The sequence below is a fragment of the Escherichia albertii NBRC 107761 = DSM 17582 genome, assembly GCF_000759775.1.
In the GTDB taxonomy this organism is placed as follows: domain Bacteria; phylum Pseudomonadota; class Gammaproteobacteria; order Enterobacterales; family Enterobacteriaceae; genus Escherichia; species Escherichia albertii.
The window spans coordinates 1-20,235 of record NZ_BBMY01000095.1 but is presented as its reverse complement, the minus strand read 5'-3'; the positions used below and the strand labels follow the sequence as shown (position 1 = coordinate 20,235).

The window sequence follows — 20,235 nt, the reverse complement described above, 5'->3', positions numbered from 1 at the left end:
ATACCGGGACGTGGGGGTTCCGGCACCACGCTGAATAACCATTTTGCGGTGATACCGGCAGACCGGACATGGCGACCGCAGCCACAGTCGAAACCGCTGGTGGACGGCCCGCAGAGCGCGGTGGTGACCGGGCCGGCGGGGGAAGAAATCTTCTGTGATGAACATGGCCGCGTGCGGGTGAAATTTAACTGGGACCGTTATAACCCGTCAGACCAGGACAGTTCCTGCTGGATACGGGTGGCGCAGGCGTGGGCTGGCACCGGGTTCGGCAACCTGGCGATACCGCGTGTGGGCCAGGAGGTGATCGTGGACTTCCTCAACGGCGACCCGGACCAGCCGATCATTATGGGGCGCACCTACCATGAAGATAACCGCTCGCCGGGCAGCCTGCCGGGCACCAAAACGCAGATGACCATTCGCTCAAAGACCTATATGGGCAGCGGGTTCAACGAACTGAAGTTTGACGATGCGACAGGGAAAGAACAGGTCTACATCCACGCGCAGAAGAACATGGATACCGAGGTACTCAATGACCGTACCACTGATGTGATAAACAACCATGCCGAAAAAATAGGTAACAACCAGGCGATCACCGTTACCAATAATCAGATCCAGAAAATTGGCGTTAATCAGATACAGACAGTTGGTGTCAACCAGGTGGAAACGGTAGGCAGTAACCAGATTATCAAAGTGGGAGTAAACCAGGTTGAAAAGGTGGGGATCATTCGTGCGCTGACGGTGGGGGTGGCTTACCAGACGACGGTAGGCGGCATCATGAATACCTCGGTGGCGTTATTGCAGTCCTCACAGGTGGGGCTGCATAAATCACTGATGGTGGGAAGGGGCTACAGCGTCAATGTAGGGAATAACGTCACCTTCACGGTGGGCAAGACGATGAAGGAAAACAGCGGACAAACGGCAGTTTATTCTGCCGGTGAGCATCTGGAGCTCTGCTGTGGTAAGGCAAGGCTGGTACTGACGAAGGACGGAAGCATATTTCTCAATGGTACACACATTCATCTGGAAGGGGAGTCGGATGTGAACGGTGATGCGCCGGTGATTAACTGGAACTGTGGTGCCACACAACCTGTACCGGATGCACCGGTGCCGAAAGATTTACCCCCCGGAATGCCGGATATGCGGAAATATTAAGTTCGGTGCAGAAAATCAAAACAGAACTGGTGCAGTGACCAGATGAACCATATTAAAAGCAGAAGGAATTGATTCATGGGCGGAAAACCGGCAGCGCGGCAGGGCGACATGACCCGCAAGGGACTGGATATTGTGCAGGGTTCAGCGGGTGTGCTGATAGGCGCGCCGACGGGAGTGGCCTGTTCGGTGTGTCCCAACAGCCCGGTGGAGGAGCAGAAGGGCAACCCGGTGAACCCGCTGCTGGGTGCGAAGGTGCTGCCGGGCGAGACGGACCTTGCGCTGCCCGGCCCGCTGTCGTTTATTCTTTCCCGCGCTTACAGCAGCTACCGGACCAGGACACCTGCGCCGGTGGGCGTGTTTGGCCCCGGCTGGAAAGCGCCCTTCGATATCCGCTTACAGATACGCGATGAAGGCCTGATACTCAACGACAACGGTGGCAGGAGCATTCACTTTGAGTCGCTGTTTCCCGGCGAGATAAGCTACAGCCGCAGCGAGTCACTCTGGCTGGCGCGGGGCGGGGTGGCGGAGCAGCACAGCTCGCAGCCGTTAAGCGCACTCTGGCAGGTACTGCCGGAAGATGTTCGCCTGAGTCCGCATGTGTACCTGGCAACAAACAGCCTTCAGGGGCCGTGGTGGATACTCAGCTGGCCGGAGCGGGTGCCGGAGGCGGATGAGGTGCTGCCGCCGGAGCCGCCCGTATACCGGGTGCTGACGGGCGTGGTGGACGGCTTCGGGCGGACGCTGGCCTTTCACCGGGCGGCGGAGGGCGAAGTGACGGGGGTGACGGACGGCGCGGGCCGCCGTTTTCACCTGACGCTGAGCACGCAGGCGCAGCGGGCGGAAGCCTTCCGTAAACAGCGCGCCACGTCTTTATCTTCCCCAGCCAGTCTCCGTTCTGTTTCCTCTTCTCCGGCTTTCCCCGACACACTGCCCGCCGGTACAGGATATGGCACGGATAATGGTATCCGGCTGGAGGCGGTATGGCTGACACACGACCCGGCATACACGGATGAACTGCCGGCTGCGCCGCTGGCGCGCTACACGTACACGGCCCATGGTGAACTGCTGGCGGTGTATGACCGCAGCGGAACACAGGTGCGCGGGTTTACTTATGATGCGGAACACACCGGGCGGATGGTGGCGCACCATTATGCGGGGAGACCGGAGAGCCGCTACCGGTATGATGATACCGGGCGGGTGACGGAGCAGGTCAACCCGGAGGGGCTGGACTACCGCTTTGAGTACGGGCAGGACCGCGTGACCATCACGGACAGCCTGAACCGACGGGAGGTGCTGTACACGGAAGGCGAAGGCGGCCTGAAGCGGGTGGTGAAGAAGGCGCATGCGGACGGGAGCGTCACCCGCAGTGAGTATGATGAGGCTGGGAGGCTGAAGGCGCAGACGGATGCGGCAGGACGGCGGACGGAGTACAGCCTGCATATGGCGTCGGGCGCGGTGACGGCGGTGACGGGGCCGGACGGCAGGACGGTACGGTATGGCTACAACAGCCAGCGGCAGGTGACGTCAGTGACGTACCCGGACGGGCTGCGCAGCAGCCGGGAGTATGATGAGAAGGGAAGGCTGGCGGCGGAGACCTCGCGCAGCGGTGAGGCGACGCGGTACAGCTATGATGACCCGGCGAGTGAGCTACCGACAGGGATACAGGATGCGACGGGCAGTACGAAACAGATGGCATGGAGCCGTTACGGTCAACTGCTGGCCTTCACGGACTGTTCGGGGTACACGACGCGGTATGAGTACGACCGGTACGGACAGAGGACAGCGGTTCACCGGGAGGAAGGCCTCAGTATTTACATTATCTATGACAGTCGCGGCAGGCTGACGGGGCAGAAGGATGCGCAGGGGCGTGAAACCCGTTATGAGTACAGTGCCGCAGGCGACCTCACCGCTATCATTGCCCCGGACGGCAGCCGCAGTGAGACACAGTATGATGCGTGGGGTAAAGCCATCAGCGCCACGCAGGGCGGGCTGATGCGCAGCATGGAGTATGACGCTGCCGGGCGCATCACCGTGCTGACCAACGAGAACGGCAGCCGGAGTGAGTTTACCTACGATGTGCTGGACCGCCTGGCAGAGCAGCGCGGCTTTGACGGCAGGACACAGCGTTACCACTATGACCTGACCGGAAAACTCACGCAGAGTGAAGACGAGGGACTTATCACCCTCTGGCACTACGATGCGTCGGACCGCATCACGCACCGGACGGTGAACGGCGACCCGGCGGAGCAATGGCAGTATGATGAGCACGGGTGGCTAACCACCCTCAGCCATACCAGTGAAGGCCACCGTGTGGCGGTCCACTACGGCTATGATGATAAAGGCCGCCTGACGGGCGAACGGCAGACGGTGGAGAACCCGGAGACGGGGGAGATGCTGTGGGAGCATGAGACGGGGCACGCGTACAGCGAACAGGGGCTGGCGAACCGTCAGGAGCCGGACGGACTGCCGTCGGTGGAGTGGCTGACGTATGGCAGCGGTTATCTTGCGGGGATGAAGCTGGGCGGAACGCCACTGGTTGAGTACACGCGGGACAGGCTGCACCGGGAGACGGTGCGCAGCTTCGGTAACGGGGCAGACAGCAGTACAGCGGGGTACGAGCAGGTCACGGCGTACACCCTCACAGGCCAGCTCCGGGGCAGGCACCTGAACCTCCCGCAGCTTGACCGTGAGTATACGTGGAACGATAACGGGCAACTGGTGCGTATCAGCGGCCCGCAGGAGAGCCGGGCGTACCGTTACAGCGACACGGGAAGGCTGACGGGCGTCAACACCACGGCAGCGAACCTGGACATTGATATCCCGTATGCGACGGACCCGGCAGGAAACCGGCTGCCGGACCCGGAGCTGCACCCGGACAGTACGTTCACGGCGTGGCCGGATAACCGCATCGCGGAGGATGCGCACTATGTCTACCGCTACGATGAGTACGGCAGGCTGGCGGAGAAGACGGACCGTATCCCGGAAGGGGTGATACGGATGCACGACGAGCGCACCCACCACTACCATTACGACAGCCAGCACCGCCTGGTGTTCTACACGCGGATACAGCACGGCGAGCCGCTGGTCGAAAGCCGCTACCTTTACGACCCGCTGGGCCGCCGGACGGGAAAACGGGTGTGGCGGCGGGAGCGTGACCTGACGGGGTGGATGTCGCTGTCGCGTAAATCGGAGGTGACGTGGTACGGGTGGGAGGGGGACCGGCTGACCACAGTACAGACCCAACAGAGCCGGATCCAGACGGTATACCAGCCGGGGAGCTTCACGCCGCTGATACGCATCGAAACAGAGAATGGCGAACAGGCGAAGGCGCGGCACCGTAGTCTGGCGGAGGTGTTGCAGGAGGACACGGGGGTGACGCTACCGGCGGAGCTGGCGGTGATGCTGGGAAGGCTGGAGCGGGAACTGCGCGCGGGTGCGGTGAGTGCGGAGAGTGAGGCATGGCTTGCGCAGTGCGGGCTGACGGCGGCGCAGATGGAAAGCCAGATGGAGGCGGAATACATCCCGGAGCGGAGGCTGCATCTTTACCACTGTGACCACCGGGGACTGCCGCAGGCGCTCATCAGCCCGGAAGGGGAAACGGCGTGGTGCGGGGAGTATGACGAGTGGGGGAACCTGCTGGGAGAGGAAAACCCGCAGCACCTGCAACAGCCGTATCGTCTGCCGGGGCAGCAGTATGATGAGGAGTCGGGGCTGTATTATAACCGCAACCGGTACTATGACCCGTTGCAGGGGAGGTATATCACCCAGGATCCGATTGGGCTGAAGGGGGGAGGGAACCTGTATAAATATCCGTTGAATCCAGTACAAAAAATAGATGTTTTAGGCTTGTGGGGATCACAATCAGGATTTTGGGTGCATCAAAGAGCAGGATTTTTAGTGTTTGGGCAACAATTAACATGGGATGAACGAAGTATCGTATCTGATGCTCATTATTTGGCTGACTCTGCTCAATACCAAACAATACCTCTGTCTTATAGACATGCGATGAGGACACCTGAGCAAAGTGTATCGGATGCCTGCCAACAATCAAATAAATTTGTTAGAGAACAGTTTAATAAAGCTTGGGCAGCCCAAAAAGGAGGGAACCGAAAAAAAGCACTCACTGAATTTACCATTGGGCTACATACACTTCAAGATGCAACGTCACCTTCGCATAGTGGTTTTCAAGTCTGGGATGGAGATCTTTCTATTGCTCATATGTTGGGTGATGCGGAAATATTAGAGCCTGCGGATGATTCTGATTTAATGAAAACGACCCGAGATGCATGGGGTTGGTTTCAAAGTGGTAAACTACCTGATGGCAATCTTTTTCGATGCCCTTGTGAGTGAATTTATATTATTGGGGGGGACTATCAATGAAATGGCTGCGTGTTTATATATCCTGTGTGTTGTTTATTCCTGTGGTCGCTAATGCACATGGAATGGCTGTTATAGAAACGGTATTTGTAAATGCGTGGGTTATTTTTGTGGTTGATTTGATTTTTTTTGTAATATTATTGTTTTGTAAGAGCATTATAGTTCCTTTATTTTATTTGTTGAGTTTGCTAGTGATGTTTTTTTGTTTTACTATTATTTTGGTTGTCTGCACGGTAATTATATTATAGATATATATTTTTACATTGCTGGGTACTTTTTTTGGTTGTCATGCCGTTGTTTTTAACATTTGTCTTTGTAAGGTTTGGGAATGTTTGAATTAATTTTACTGTCATAGTTTTGATTAAGAGTGAACATAAAAATATGTAATGATAAAGTTTCCTTTATATGGTAGGTGTTCAGGCAGGGAAAGATCACATAACACCATTTTATTGAACTAAACAATTCATACTAAATGTTAAATAATTGAGGTGTTCCTTATTATCTAAAAGTGTTTTCACCGCTTACATATGATCAAATACTCCTTGCCTAAATAAGGAAAACAAAATGGAACTTAAAAAATTGATGGAACATATTTTTTATCCCCGATTACAGACAAGCCTGGAAAATAGAACATAAATTGTCAGATATTCTACTATTGACTATTTGTGCCGTCATTCCTGGTGCAGAAGACTATGAAGATATAGAGAGTTTCGGTGAAACACATCTCGATTTTTTGAAGCAATATGGTGATTTTGAAAATGGTATTCCTGTTCATGATACTATTGCCAGAGTTATATCCTGTATCAGTCCTGCAAAAATTCACGAGTGCTTTATTAACTGGATGCGTGACTGCCATTCTTCAGATGATAAAGACGTCATCACAATGGATGGAAAAACACGTCCTTGCGGGGAGCGGGCTTTCGTAAGCTTACCCAGACGCCTCCTGGATCTAAACATAACCCCCACTCACAACAACCTAAACCCATCCGCATCCTGCCAGGCCGGGAATTTTTCACGATATTCCCGTAATGCCATCATCGAAAGTTCCGCATCTATGCGTGTGGCCTGGTGCGGTTCGGCGGTGGCGATAATCTCGCCTTGTGGATTAATTACCCTGCTGTCGCCGCGATAGTGGCAGCCGTTACCGTCGCTGCCCACTCGGTTACATCCCGCGACATATGCCTGATTCTCAATAGCGCGTGCCGCCAGTAACGCCTGCCAGTGCAGCGAGCGCGGGGCAGGCCAGTTAGCAACGTAAATTGCCAGATCATAATCATTGAGATTACGCGACCATACCGGAAAACGCAGGTCGTAGCATACTAGTGGCAAAATACGCCAGCCGCGCCATTCCATAATCACCCGCTCATTTCCCGCTTTATAGTGCAGATGCTCATCCGCCATTCGAAACAGATGGCGCTTATCATAGAAATGTACCGTGCCGTCCGGCTCAACCAGCAAAAAGCGATTAACCGCATCAGAATCCGTTTGCAATGCAACACTGCCTGCAATCAGCGCATTACACTGTTGTGCTTTTGCGGCCATCCAGCCCACGACGTTATCTTGCGATAGCGATGAAACCGCCGCTTCCATCGCAAAACCGCTGGTGAACATTTCCGGTAAAACGATCACATCGCGTCCGGTAATTCCTTCCAGTTGACGATCAAAATGGCGCAGGTTAGCCGGGCCATCCATCCACACCAGCGGTTGCTGCAAAAGTGTAATCTTCAAACCAGACACGGTGTTCAACTCCTTTAGTCGGGGGGATTATAACTTTAACACCTTATCAGGCTGTTGCCTTAGCGTGGAATAAATTGATAACAAATGCTGATATTAGAAATATCTGATTTGCAAATTGCCGCGTTATCGCCAATCTTTAGGACGTTAATAACATGAGTGGAAAAGCTCGGGAGGAATGATGTTTAAGGCAATAACGGCTGTCGCCGCTTTGGTCATCGCCACCAGTGCAATGGCGCAGGATGATTTAACAATTAGCAGCCTGGCAAAAGGCGATGCCACCAAAGCTGCGTTTAATCAGATGGTTCAAGGGCATAAACTGCCGGCCTGGGTGATGGCTGGTGGTACGAATACCCCCGCACAAACTGTGAAATTGGGGAATGAATCTTATCAGGTGATGAGCGCGTGCAAACCGCATGACTGCGGTTCGCAACGTATCGCGGTAATGTGGTCAGAGAAATCTCATCAGATGGCTGGCCTGTTCTCGACTGTTGATGAGAATACTTCACAAGAGAAACTCACCTGGCTGAACGTGGATGATGCGCTCTCCATTGATGGTAAAACAGTGCTGTTCGCGGCGTTGAGCGGCAGCCTGGAAAACCATCCAAATGGATTTAATTTTAAATAATTAGCAGATAAAGAAACGGAGCCTTTCGGCTCCGTTTTACATTATGCGGCTTCAACTTTCCGTACTTTCTCCGGCAACTTTATCGGCTTTGTCGCCAACGCTTCCGGTTCAAAGTCATCAACATTAATACTGCGCAGGCGGCTCTCCTCCGCTTTTACCAGAATGGCGGCTTCATCTTTATCGATAAGCCCTTTCGCCAGTGCGTTATGCGCCAGTTCATCCAGACGGGTAAATGGCAGGTTTTTACCCAGCTCTTTACAGATCCGCTGATGAATCGGGTCGGCGGCAATCACGTCCACCAGCGCCTCTTCCAGCAAACCAACCGGGTTATGCTCGCTCGGCGTCAGGTACTGACCGCGGCCAATACGTGAACGGGTAGCGTTCGGCACTTGTAAAATCTTCGCCACTTTATGATCCAGCTTGTCAGACGGCGCCAGATAATGGCGTCCGGTCGGGAAGATAACCACATTCAACAACCTGGCAACCATGCGGTTCGGGAAGTTTTGCAGTAAATCGTCCATCGCCTGTTCAGCCTGATACAGTGCATCCTGTACGCCCCAGTGTACCAGCGGCAGATCGGCTTCATTGCGGCCTTCCTCGTCATAACGCTTCAGAACGGCAGAGGCGAGGTAAAGCTGGCTTAAAATATCACCCAGACGTGCCGAAATGCGTTCGCGACGTTTCAGGCTGCCGCCCAACACCGCCATCGAAACATCAGAAAGCAGGGCGAGGTTGGCGCTCAGGCGGTTAAGGTGCTGATAGTAGCGTTTAGTGGCATCGCCAGTTGGCGTGCTGCTGGTCAAGCCGTGCGTCAGGCCCAGCCAGAAGCTACGGACTTTATTGCTGCCGACGTGGCCGATATGTTTGAACAACAGTTTATCGAACGCGTTGACGTCATTGTTCTTCGCCGCTTCCATCTCTTCCAGTACATACGGATGGCAACGAATTGCTCCCTGTCCGAAGATCATCATACTGCGGGTCAGAATGTTGGCCCCTTCAACGGTGATGGCAATCGGTGCGCCCTGGTAAGCACGCGCCAGGAAGTTGCTTTGCCCGAGCATAATACCTTTACCCCCGGTGATATCCATCGCATCAATAATCGACTGCTGCCCGCGGTGGGTACAGTGATACTTGACGATAGCCGACAGCACGGCAGGTTTTTCACCGAGCATAATGCCGTAGGTAATCAGCGACGCCGCCGCATCCATCACATAGGCGTTCCCGGCAATACGCGCCAGTGGCTCTTCAATCCCTTCCATCTTACCGATAGAGATTTTGAACTGACGACGAATGTGAGCGTACGCGCCCGTTGCCAGCGCTACCGATTTCACGCCGCCGGTTGAGTTGGAAGGCAGGGTGATGCCGCGGCCTACCGAGAGACACTCCACCAGCATCCGCCAGCCTTGCCCGGCCATTTTCGGCCCGCCGATAATGTAATCGATCGGTACGAAGACATCTTTACCGCGCGTCGGTCCGTTCTGGAACGGTACGTTCAGCGGAAAGTGGCGACGACCAATTTCCACGCCCGGCGTGGTGGTCGGGATCAGTGCACAGGTAATACCCAAATCTTCATCACCGCCGAGCAGTTTGTCCGGGTCAGAGAGTTTAAACGCCAGCCCAAGCACGGTCGCAATCGGCGCCAGTGTAATGTAGCGTTTGTTCCAGGTCAGACGCATGCCCAGCACCTGCTGGCCCTGCCACTCACCCATGCAGACAATCCCGGTATCTGGAATCGCACCTGCATCGGAACCCGCTTCCGGGCTGGTCAGTGCAAAGCAAGGGATCTCCTGACCACGCGCCAGACGTGGCAGATAGTGATTTTTCTGTTCGTCAGTGCCGTAATGTTGCAGCAGTTCACCCGGGCCTAACGAGTTTGGTACGCCGACGGTAATCGCCAGAATCCCGCTCACGCCGGAGAGTTTTTGCAGCACGCGAGACTGGGCATAAGCCGAGAACTCCAGCCCGCCGTACTCTTTTTTGATGATCATCGCAAAGAAGCGATGCTCTTTCAGATACGCCCACAGCTCCGGCGGTAAATCGGCCAGTTCATGGGTAATCTGAAAATCATTCGCCATCCGACAGGCTTCTTCTACCGGGCCGTCGAGAAACGCTTGCTCTTCAGCGGTCAGGTGCGGCTGCGGATAGTTATGCAGCTTTTTCCAGTCTGGCTTGCCCTGGAACAGGTCGCCTTCCCACCAGGTGGTGCCCGCGTCAATCGCTTCCTTTTCAGTGCGCGACATCGGCGGCATCACTTTACGAAAGCCACGGAATACCGGTGCGGAAATCAGCGACTTGCGCATAGGGGCAAAGTTAAACGGTATGAGGACAATGGCCAGGGGCACCAGTACCCACGCCGACCACAGACCCGTAACGCTGAGGGCGGCTGTCCAGGCGAGCAAAATCAGACTGCTGATAAATAAGCTCACGCGGTGATAGAACAACGCGCCGAGCAGGACAACCGTAGCGAGAATACTCAAAATCATCATAACGAAAAGCCCCTTACTTGTAGGAGGTCCGACCACTTGTGATGATATGGTTGTAGTAGATGTAAAATAATTTAGCAATGTATTTACAATGCAATTACAACAGAGCTCACATTGTTGCTGTTTTTATCCACACTTTATGTCAAAAAGTCCTGGCCATTGCGCAGCCCTGGACTTCTCGCTTATGGCGGTATCCGGTACACTGCATTTTGTCTATTACATTTATGCTGAAGGATATCCTCATGTACCAGGATCTTATTCGTAACGAACTGAACGAAGCGGCGGAAACGCAGGCTAACTTTTTAAAAGATGACGCCAATATTCACGCCATTCAGCGCGCGGCGGTCCTGTTAGCAGACAGCTTTAAAGCTGGTGGCAAGGTGCTTTCCTGTGGCAACGGCGGTTCCCATTGCGACGCCATGCACTTTGCGGAAGAGTTGACCGGTCGCTACCGTGAAAATCGTCCGGGCTACCCGGCAATTGCCATTTCTGACGTTAGCCATATTTCCTGCGTCGGCAACGATTTTGGTTTCAACGACATTTTCTCCCGTTACGTTGAAGCAGTAGGTCGCGAAGGCGATGTGCTGCTGGGGATCTCCACTTCCGGTAACTCTGCGAACGTGATCAGGGCGATCGCGGCGGCGCGTGAGAAGGGGATGAAAGTGATCACCCTGACAGGTAAAGACGGCGGCAAAATGGCTGGCACGGCAGATATCGAAATTCGCGTTCCACACTTTGGCTATGCCGACCGTATTCAGGAAATTCACATTAAAGTTATCCATATCCTGATCCAGTTAATTGAAAAAGAGATGGTTAAGTGAGTCTTGCGTAGGCTGGATAAGGCGTTTACGCGCATCCGGCATTTGTTCGCTGATACCTGATGCGACGCTGGCGCATCTTATCAGGCCTACAAATCTGTACCCGAACCGTAAGCCGAATAAAGCGTTCATGTCGCATTCGGCCTGAAAATCTTTAAATCAATCTTCGCCGGGGGCTATTCGCCCTCGCTGTTGTGGAGGTTACCGATGTGCGAACTGCTCGGGATGAGCGCCAACGTCCCAACCGATATCTGCTTTAGTTTCACCGGACTGGTGCAGCGTGGTGGTGGAACCGGGCCACATAAAGATGGCTGGGGCATCACCTTTTACGAAGGTAAAGGCTGTCGCACATTTAAGGATCCGCAACCCAGTTTTAATTCCCCCATCGCCAAACTGGTCCAGGACTACCCGATAAAATCCTGCTCGGTAATCGCTCATATTCGCCAGGCGAATCGGGGCGAGGTGGCGCTGGAAAATACCCACCCGTTCACCCGTGAGCTGTGGGGACGCCACTGGACCTACGCTCATAACGGGCAATTGAGAGGCTACAAATCACTGGAAACCGGCAACTTCCGTCCGGTAGGCGAAACTGACAGCGAAAAAGCCTTCTGTTGGTTGTTGTATAAACTGACGCAGCGTTACCCGCGCACGCCAGGCAACATGGCGGCGGTGTTTAAATATATCGCCTCACTGGCGGATGAACTGCGTGAGAAGGGCGTCTTCAACATGCTGCTTTCGGATGGGCGCTATGTAATGGCGTATTGCTCGACTAATCTGCACTGGATCACCCGCCGCGCGCCGTTTGGCGTAGCAACATTGTTGGATCAGGATATGGAAATCGACTTTAGCTCGCAGACCACACCGAATGATGTGGTCACGGTGATTGCGACTCAGCCGCTGACGGGCAATGAAACCTGGCAAAAGATTATGCCAGGCGAGTGGCGGTTATTTTGCTTCGGGGAGCGTGTAGTTTGATGCCAGTTGTGGCTGCACCACTTCGTGGCTCAACGGCTTGCTGACCACGTAACGACCATTGACCACAGAAACTATCGGTGGCTTACGAGTTTGTTCAAAGTAGTCGTAACCCGGCTTAAGCTGCTCCCAGAAATCCTTAAAATTGGAATACTTGTGGCGCTGCATATTGGCGTCGGTCATGCGGAAAGGGTAAATGCTCACCTGCACGCTCGGCTGACCAAACACCAGCGCACCAGTAACGAACTGGAATATCTCATCAATCCCCTGATTGGTCATCGCATAGCAGCCGATGGAAACACAGTCGCCGTGAATCATCAGATATTTCCCTTCGTAACCATGCGCGCGGTCATAGGCGTTGGGGAAACCAATATTAATTGCTTTGTAGTAACGGCTATCTGGTTTTAGCTGATTACGCTGAACGCTATAAAACCCTTCCGGGCTTTTGAAATCGCCCTGACGCTGTTTTGGCCCTAATCCGCCGGAATATTTACAGATTTTATAACTGTCGAGCAGTTGATATTGCTCACCCATTTTGACGTAGAGATCGAGCGTTCGCTCTTCCTTGAAGATCTGAATGTAGACAGGGGAGCCCATCAACTGTTGCTTATACTCTTTGCTCACTGGCGTGGTTGAGCTACTGCTGCCCAGCAAACCGGCAAACGAAACGCACGGGATCAACAACATCGCAAGAATGAATGCGATTTTACGCATACTGCTTATTCCTTGATAAAACGGTTATACACGCCAGGACGGCAAAATAGAGCCCAAATCAGAAAACTCTGGATTTGGAGCGCTCACATTAGCACCAAAAGAGTTTTACGCAAGCCTGTCGGCGCAGGGTTTACAAATTTAGCATAAGAGGCGATTTTCAAAAGTCCGAAAAGCGCATGTAGGGGGGATTTATTACTTATTTCCTAAGATTATGAAACCCCGATATTAATATGCAAATAAGCAATTAATAATCCCGCTTTCCCTCCCGGTACTCTAAAATTCTCGCTTCAATTTAGCCGGTTTATATTCTTCATGTTTTTGTTCTCTCGAGACAGGTTGCTGTGCCTGAGCGTGTTTTCTTTGTCCCTTTTGCTTCCTTTACTTGCCAGCGCCACTACCTCACACACTACCTTTAGCTACGCCGCCCGCCAGCGGATGCAAAACCGTGCGCGATTATTCAAGCGGTACCAGGCGCATCTGAAAAAACAGGCCAGCTACATTGTGGAAGGTGATGCACAAAGCAGAAAGGCGCTACGCCAGCACAATCGGGCGCAGATTAAGCAGCATCCCGAATGGTTTCCCGGCCCGTTGAAGTTGAGCGACCGACGCTGGCAGGCGCTGGCGGAGAACAATCATTTTTTAAGCAGCGACCATCTGCATAACATCACCGAAGTGGCGATTCACCGTCTGGAGCAACAGATTGGCAAGCCCTACGTCTGGGGCGGTACACGGCCCGCTCAAGGCTTCGACTGTAGTGGGTTAGTTTTTTACGCCTACAACAAGGTCCTCGAGGCGAAACTCCCGCGCACGGCTAATGAGATGTACCACTACCGTCGGGCAACGATTGTGGCGAATAACGACCTGCGCCGGGGGGATTTGCTGTTTTTCCATATTTACAGCCGCGAGATTGCCGACCATATGGGCGTGTATCTGGGCGATGGGCAATTTATCGAATCGCCGCGCACCGGCGAAACCATTCGGATAAGTCGGTTAGCCGAACCTTTCTGGCAGGACCATTTTTTGGGAGCGCGACGGATTTTGACAGAAGAGACGATTTTGTAGGACGGATAAGGCATTCACGCTGCATCCGGCGATTGTGCACGGATGCCTGATGCGACGCTGGCGCGTCTTATCATGCCTACAAACCTGCGCCAGAACGGTAGGCCGGATAAGGCGTTTACGCCGCATCCGGCAGCTGCGCGCCGATGCCTGATGCGACGCTGGTGCGTTTTATCATGCCTACAAAACCTGCGTATTTTTTGCGAGCCGCTTTCCCGATATAACACAACGTCATTGTCGATTTTTCCTTTTCTTCTTACCGTTGAGAAAAAGGAGTCGTTATGTCTGAATATCGTCGTTATTACATCAAGGGGGGAAGCTGGTTTTTCACGGTAAATTTACGGAATCGTCGAAGCCAGCTTTTGACCACCCATTACCAGACGCTTCGTAACGCTATTGTTAAAGTTAAGCAAGCCAGACCTTTTGAAATTAACGCCTGGGTTGTTTTGCCGGAGCATATGCACTGTATCTGGACATTACCCGAGAACGATGATGATTTTTCCTCCCGCTGGCGGGAGATTAAAAAGCAATTCACCCATGCTTGTGGATTGAAAAATATCTGGCAACCGCGTTTTTGGGAGCATGCCATTCGCAATACCAAAGACTATCGCCATCATGTTGATTATATTTATATAAATCCAGTGAAACATGGCTGGGTAAAGCAGGTGAGTGATTGGCCATTCTCAACGTTTCATCGCGATGTCGCGCGAGGGTTATATCGCATTGATTGGGCGGGAGACATAACGTATTTTAGTGCCGGGGAGCGTATCATTTTATAACTGTGCACTGGCGCCGGATGCGCTTACGCTTATCCGACCTACAAATCTGTGCTTTAACCGTAGGCCGGATAAGGCGTTCACGCCGCATCCGGCAATTGTGCGCTGGCGCCGGATGTCTACATCAACGCCCCCATAATCTTCAACTCCAGCTCATCCGGCACTTCGTTATACGACAACACATGCAGCCCCGGCGCAAACAACCTTGCATAGCGCGCCAGCAAAGGGCGCAACTGCGGCGGCACCAGTAGCACCGGGTCTTTCCCCGCCGCTTTCATCTGCTCCTTCACCTGCGGCATTGTGTTCTGAAACTGGCTGAGCATATTCGGGTCAACCGGCACGCTGTCGAGCATCACTTTGCCGCCTTGTTGCGCTTGATTCACCACGTTGGTCAGCAGATTTTCCAGCTCATTATTCAGCGTATACACCGTCAGCTCCTGCTTGCGAACGAACGGATGGGTGATACTGCGCCGTAGTGCCAGGCGTACATCGGCCGCCAGCAGAATATGATCTTTGGTGACGGTGCTACTGGCGACCAGCACGGTGGCGATGGTGACAATATCGCGCAGGGAAACGCCTTCGGTCAGCAGCGCCCGGTACACTTTCAGCAACAGGCTGTAATTGAGCGCCGCGCTTAAATCCTCTGCCAGCCGTGGTGCCATCGACGACAAACGGTTATGCAACTGCGTGATGTCGTCATAGTTAAACAAATCAGGAATATAGCTGCGCACAATCTTATTCACATGAGTGGCAATCACGCTGGCGCTGTCGATCACCTGATACCCCATATTCAGCGCCTTCGCCTTCTGCGCAGGCTGGATCCAGGTGACAGGCATCCCGTACGCCGGGTCGTTCCCCAGCATGCCGTGGAGGGCAGGGCCATCAGTTTATCCGCCGGAATATCCGCTTCATCGGCCTTAATACCGTTGATGAAAATAGCGTACTGGCTGGGCTTGAGGCGAAAGTTTTCCCGAATGCGGATCTCCGGCAGCAGCACGCCGTTGCCGTCGGAAATCACCTGCCGCACGCCGCGAATCCGCTGGGTGAGCGGGTTACCCTGGGCTTTATCGACCAGCGCCACCAGCTTGTAGCCAAGGCTTAAACTGATAGGCTCAATGAGCGGAATGGTTTCCCAACTGACCTGTTGCTCGCTGGTTTCAGTGATGGTGCGGGTCAGCGTTTCGAGGCTTTTTTCTTCCACCTCCGCCGCTTGCGGGCGTTTACTCATTCGCCAGCCGGTATAGCCAAGCAGGGCGCTGAACATCAGGAATGGGAAGTGCGGCATTCCCGGCACCACCGCCAGCACGAACATAATCCCGGTGGCGGTGTAGAGCACCGACGGGCTTGCCAGCAACTGGTGGCGCACGTCATGGGCGATATCGCCGTTGTCGCTGACGCGGGTGACGATAATCGCCGCCGCAGTGGAGAGCAGCAGGGAAGGGATCTGCGCCACCAGGCCGTCGCCGATGGTCATCAGCACATATTGCTGGAAGGCGGCATCGGCGCTCAGGTTGTATTTAAAGATCCCGATACAGACGCCGCCGATCAGGTTGATCGCCAGAATCATCATCCCGGCGATGGCATCCCCGCGTACAAACTTCGATGCCCCGTCCATCGCGCCGTAAAAATCGGCCTCGCTGGCGACATCTTTGCGGCGGGTCTGCGCCTGTGCCTGGTTGATCAACCCGGCGTTAAGATCGGCGTCAATTGCCATCTGCTTGCCGGGCATCGCGTCCAGGGTAAAGCGGGCAGAAACCTCGGAAATACGCTCGGCCCCTTTGGTGACGACGATAAAGTTGATTGTCAACAGCGTCAGTAAATCTGAGCGCGAGAGCATTATCGCCGCGCTACACGGACAGTCGATTTTCAATGGCGGCGGGTTGTCGCCGTTAAATAAAATCACTCCGACTCGCAAGGCTAAACCGGCTACTGTCGCGGTACCGGAAGAGACGGAGAAAAAAGCGCGCGACGTGAATGAGAAAACGGCATTGTTGAAGAAGAGATCCGCCACCGAGCTTGGCGAGCTTGCGACCAGTATCAACACCATCGCCCGTCATGCCCATATGGAAGCGAATCTGGAAATGGAGATAGTCCCACAGGGATTACGCGTGCTGATTAAAGACGATCAGAACCGCAATATGTTTGAACGCGGCAGCGCAAAGATTATGCCGTTCTTTAAAACGCTGCTGGTGGAGCTCGCGCCGGTGTTCGACTCGCTCGACAATAAAATTATTATTACCGGGCATACCGACGCGATGGCCTACAAAAACAATATCTACAACAACTGGAACCTCTCGGGCGACCGCGCGCTTTCGGCTCGTCGGGTGCTGGAAGACGCCGGGATGCCGGAAGATAAAGTGATGCAGGTGAGCGCAATGGCGGACCAGATGTTGCTGGATGCGAAAAATCCGCAAAGTGCGGGCAACCGACGTATTGAGATTATGGTGCTGACCAAAAGCGCGTCCGATACGCTGTATCAATACTTTGGTGAGCATGGAGATAAAGTGGTGCAGCCGCTGGTGAAAAAACTGGATAGGCAGAACGGGTAGCAAAAGTGGCCTTCTGTAGACCGGATAAGCGCTGCGCATCCGGCGATAAAGGGGATTGATTGCAGAATTTTTATGCGTTTCTCAAACTCTAAAAACACTGTATACTTTACCAGTATTGAGAGGTGAGCAATGCGTAAAATCATAATCTTCACTTTCTTATGCACCCTGTGAATTTATACATATAAAGAGATTATACACACAAAAGCAAAATCAGTAAGTGCCGCGTTTATTCGGATTCACGCTAAACTTCCGTAGAGCATTACCCGACTTAAGCACCTTTGAAGCTTGCTCATTAGCGGCATCTGAGAAGGTGCTTTTTCCGTTCTCAACTCTGACATTTTTACCACAATTGATACGGGCTTGAAGTTGCTCATTAGTAAGTTCACTCGTAGAGCGATTATATAGCTCCTGACACATCAACATACCATTACCTAAACTTGTCGTAGTGTTCCCTGTATTCTTTTTACTGGTAGAACCGCCATCATTCGTGGTAGCGGTCTTGCCAGTAGCAGATGAAATATCAGTTTGCCCTACGATTGAACGAAACTCTACACCTTGGAAGGTCATCTGAATACGAAGACCATTAGCAATGGTATGCTCTTTACTCGCTTTAAACTGAGTAATGATACTATCAGTGATAGATATTCCATCTTTACAAACAATAGTGATGATTTGCTTCTGGTCTCGCTATTGTTCAACCGTAGAAATAAAGGTTTCTACAAGTTGCCCCTGTCTGGTTAATAGAACTGAACCCGTCGAATCAACCACTACAACACCGCTAATAGAGATGGTCTTAGGTGCTCTCTGAACATTATCAGTGATAGTTTGCCCCGATTGCATAGCCTGAGTTGTCACCATCATAGGGCTGTCATATTCCATCTGTTCAGTTGCTGATAAGGTTAAGAAGGCATCTACATTATCTCTTAAGTGAAAATAGATACCATCTTTGCCAGTGTAACGAATCTGATTAGAGTAAATCATTAAATTCTCCTTTGATTTCAAAGGCTTAGTGTATTTTAATCATTTTTATCCAAGCCTTTGATATATAAGTGTTTTCTCTGTTAAGCGTGAGCTACGTAAATTCTATTTTTCAGTGCAGGTATTAACTTTGCTTTATTCACGTAGCATTCGACTATTCATAGTTGAATCGTCATACTAGATAAAGATTAATAGATTGCCATGTGTGGCAATAAATATTAGTAGTTCTAACATTGTTTATTCCTCTGGGTAAGCTGAGCTAATCAAGGTATCTTCCTGCATACGATTAATATGCGATGTGGTTCTTTCATCAATAACCTTTCCATCAAGTACCGTCTGAGTTGTGATATTGATTGTCTGAGGCTGAATATTTACTGACGGCTTGATAACCTTTAAATCTTGTGTGAATGTTTCCACTCGACCTTTCAGATTATTTAATGCTTCAGGTGAAAACTGTGGAACATCCTTTGATTTGCCCTGAACCATAGCCCATAAAACAGCGGCTAAAGAGTTCATGTCACCAGTCAATGCTTGGTCTGTGGGTTCCACCTTTGACCTTACAACTTTATCAATTGGATTATCTGACTTACTCATCTGACGTTCATAGAACGGTTTAACAATGGAGTTAATCACATCAGTTGCCATACCGACAATCATTACTTTGGTAATTGCATCAGCTACAGATAATTTTCCTTTACCACCTTCAACACTACCGGAACGTGAATTAATTCTTCCTGCTGCTGTATTTGCTACATTTCCAAGCGTGGAAATAGCCCTAATTAAGCTCCAGATACCACCTACAGCACCAATACCAGACCTTACAGCGACAATACCAGCAAGTCCCTTTAATGCACTTAACAGGCCATTTGCGATACCATCAGCTACAGCTTTTTGAGTGTCATTTAATTCTCTGTAAGCAAGGGTCACTCTGTCAAAGAATCCCTGCACTCGGTAGCTAATCGTGGTTAAATCATCAATACCGTTTGACATACTTTTCATCAAGTCGCCAAAATGTTCACCAAGATTTTTAGATTGACCACCCAGTGAATTAAGTAAATTAGTCAGTGACCTTGTAAAGTCTGTTAAACCTTCCTGTGAACCGTCGAACATTAAGGCCAGATTATTATTCCATGAATTAGAAAGGCGGCCTAACTGCGTCTGAGTAGAGTTAATAATCTTTTCCCATCCACCAGCTTTATCAATCATCCTTCCCATTTCAGCGGATACTTTAGGAAGAACATCTTTAGAAAGAACTTTACCGTTCTTCATAGCTGCATCTAATTGCTCGGTAGTCATCCCAAGGCTTCTGGCAAATAACTGGAAAGCACCTGCCATTCTGTCACCTAATTGACCACGTAGCTCTTCAGCCTGAATCTTGCCTTTGCTCGCCATCTGCTCGAAAGCTTTCAGAATCCCGTTAATTTCATCAGTGCTTAAACCCATTAGTCGGGATGTACCAATCACATTAGAAAATAAGGATTCTTTCTGGTCTGCATTCATATCACCAGCACCAGCGGAAAACTTAGCAAAGCTACTTAATGTTTCAATCTGGTCTACACCTGTATTATTAGCAAGATTCTTAACGAAGTCTGTAGCTCGTTTAGCGCCTTCATCGCCTAATACAAATTGTGCCGCTCGTTGTGATGCTTCTTTTTTCAGGCCAATCTCCATAACCTTCTTGTAAGCTTCTAAGGCTGTCTGAAAACTATAAATGGCTGTACCTGCTTTGATTGCACTTGTAGCTAATACATCCAGACCATTCGAAGCATTTTCACTGTGATTATTTTTGCTGGTGGTCTTGTTAAACTTAGAAAGTGTTTCACGAAGAGACTGATTTAATTTTGCTAACTCACGATTAAAAGCTTCGTTTCCAAGTGTCTTGGATTTACTGCTTAAGCTGTAATACTGGCTTCTAAAATATTTCTCAAGCAGAGGATTAAAGTCACGAAGTTTGCTCATATTCACGCTATGCGCTGCTGTGATTGCTCTGTTGCT

12 protein-coding genes and 3 pseudogenes are annotated in these 20,235 nt (G+C 51.7%); 9 read left to right on the top strand and 6 right to left on the bottom strand.

The features are described 5' to 3' along the window. The 3 genes and pseudogenes from EA14781_RS15860 to EA14781_RS23525 form a co-directional block, all read left to right on the top strand. The coding region (locus EA14781_RS15860) for a type VI secretion system Vgr family protein (RefSeq protein WP_042335885.1) at positions 1-1,152 on the top strand (1,152 nt) is incomplete at its 5' end. 75 nt (positions 1,153-1,227) lie between these two features. Then, entirely contained in the window at positions 1,228-5,502 is a 4,275-nt protein-coding gene (locus EA14781_RS15855) for an RHS element core protein (protein WP_000509155.1), read from the top strand. Positions 5,503-6,093: 591 nt separating this feature from the next. Then, positions 6,094-6,427, top strand: a pseudogene (locus tag EA14781_RS23525) (ISAs1 family transposase); the annotation flags it as partial. 68 nt (positions 6,428-6,495) lie between these two features. On the opposite strand, the gene EA14781_RS15850 reads toward EA14781_RS23525, so the two are convergent. Beyond that, the gene (locus tag EA14781_RS15850) at positions 6,496-7,266 is read right to left on the bottom strand and encodes an amidohydrolase (RefSeq protein WP_000015782.1); all 771 of its coding nucleotides are present in this window, start codon (positions 7,264-7,266) and stop codon (positions 6,496-6,498) included. 178 nt (positions 7,267-7,444) lie between these two features. On the opposite strand from EA14781_RS15850, the gene ivy reads away from it, so the two are divergent. Beyond that, positions 7,445-7,891, top strand: coding sequence for an Ivy family C-type lysozyme inhibitor (ivy, locus tag EA14781_RS15845; protein WP_002430282.1), 447 nt, complete (start codon positions 7,445-7,447; stop codon positions 7,889-7,891). Positions 7,892-7,932: 41 nt separating this feature from the next. On the opposite strand, the gene fadE is transcribed toward ivy, so the two are convergent. Then, positions 7,933-10,377, bottom strand: coding sequence for an acyl-CoA dehydrogenase FadE (fadE, locus tag EA14781_RS15840; RefSeq protein WP_000973121.1), 2,445 nt, complete (start codon positions 10,375-10,377; stop codon positions 7,933-7,935). Positions 10,378-10,616: 239 nt separating this feature from the next. Here fadE and lpcA point away from each other — a divergent pair, with 239 nt between their 5' ends. Beyond that, positions 10,617-11,195: a D-sedoheptulose 7-phosphate isomerase gene (gene lpcA, locus EA14781_RS15835; protein ID WP_002430281.1), complete on the top strand. Its 579-nt coding sequence runs from the start codon at positions 10,617-10,619 to the stop codon at positions 11,193-11,195. A gap of 204 nt (positions 11,196-11,399) precedes the next feature. Further along, the gene (locus tag EA14781_RS15830; protein ID WP_002430280.1) at positions 11,400-12,167 is read left to right on the top strand and encodes a class II glutamine amidotransferase; all 768 of its coding nucleotides are present in this window, start codon (positions 11,400-11,402) and stop codon (positions 12,165-12,167) included. Here the strand turns inward: EA14781_RS15830 and dpaA are convergent. Then, positions 12,138-12,878, bottom strand: a complete 741-nt coding sequence (gene dpaA / locus EA14781_RS15825) for a peptidoglycan meso-diaminopimelic acid protein amidase (protein WP_001225662.1) — start codon at positions 12,876-12,878, stop codon at positions 12,138-12,140. The genes EA14781_RS15830 and dpaA overlap by 30 nt on opposite strands. A gap of 312 nt (positions 12,879-13,190) precedes the next feature. Between dpaA and EA14781_RS15820 the strand changes: the two genes are divergently transcribed. Together EA14781_RS15820 and EA14781_RS15815 are read left to right on the top strand one after the other, a co-directional pair. Next, positions 13,191-13,940: a C40 family peptidase gene (locus tag EA14781_RS15820; RefSeq protein ID WP_069358538.1), complete on the top strand. Its 750-nt coding sequence runs from the start codon at positions 13,191-13,193 to the stop codon at positions 13,938-13,940. 278 nt (positions 13,941-14,218) lie between these two features. Further along, a complete protein-coding gene (locus EA14781_RS15815) occupies positions 14,219-14,716 on the top strand; it encodes an REP-associated tyrosine transposase (RefSeq protein WP_000006235.1) in 498 nt (165 codons plus the stop codon). Between the two features lie 116 nt (positions 14,717-14,832). Here the strand turns inward: EA14781_RS15815 and EA14781_RS15810 are convergent. Continuing rightward, positions 14,833-16,529: pseudogene (locus tag EA14781_RS15810) on the bottom strand (flagellar biosynthesis protein FlhA); the annotation flags it as partial. On the opposite strand from EA14781_RS15810, the gene lafU reads away from it, so the two are divergent. Beyond that, a complete protein-coding gene (gene lafU / locus EA14781_RS15805; RefSeq protein ID WP_072243690.1) occupies positions 16,495-17,262 on the top strand; it encodes a putative lateral flagellar export/assembly protein LafU in 768 nt (255 codons plus the stop codon). The pseudogene EA14781_RS15810 and the gene lafU sit on opposite strands and share 35 nt — an antisense overlap. Positions 17,263-17,472: 210 nt before the next feature. Here lafU and EA14781_RS15800 read toward each other — a convergent pair. After that, positions 17,473-18,243: pseudogene (locus tag EA14781_RS15800) on the bottom strand (phage baseplate protein). 234 nt (positions 18,244-18,477) lie between these two features. Further along, a partial coding sequence (locus EA14781_RS15795) for a tape measure protein (RefSeq protein ID WP_042335883.1) occupies positions 18,478-20,235 on the bottom strand: 1,758 nt, incomplete at its 5' end.

Excerpts from the sequence above, each read along its gene's own strand:
- ivy (WP_002430282.1), top strand. The coding sequence starts at position 7,445 with ATGTTTAAGGCAATAACGGCTGTCGCCGCTTTGGTCATCGCCACCAGT.
- dpaA (WP_001225662.1), bottom strand. The coding sequence starts at position 12,878 with ATGCGTAAAATCGCATTCATTCTTGCGATGTTGTTGATCCCGTGCGTT.
- EA14781_RS15830 (WP_002430280.1), top strand. The coding sequence starts at position 11,400 with ATGTGCGAACTGCTCGGGATGAGCGCCAACGTCCCAACCGATATCTGC.
- EA14781_RS15855 (WP_000509155.1), top strand. The coding sequence starts at position 1,228 with ATGGGCGGAAAACCGGCAGCGCGGCAGGGCGACATGACCCGCAAGGGA.
- lpcA (WP_002430281.1), top strand. The coding sequence starts at position 10,617 with ATGTACCAGGATCTTATTCGTAACGAACTGAACGAAGCGGCGGAAACG.
- EA14781_RS15815 (WP_000006235.1), top strand. The coding sequence starts at position 14,219 with ATGTCTGAATATCGTCGTTATTACATCAAGGGGGGAAGCTGGTTTTTC.
- EA14781_RS15820 (WP_069358538.1), top strand. The coding sequence starts at position 13,191 with ATGTTTTTGTTCTCTCGAGACAGGTTGCTGTGCCTGAGCGTGTTTTCT.
- fadE (WP_000973121.1), bottom strand. The coding sequence starts at position 10,377 with ATGATGATTTTGAGTATTCTCGCTACGGTTGTCCTGCTCGGCGCGTTG.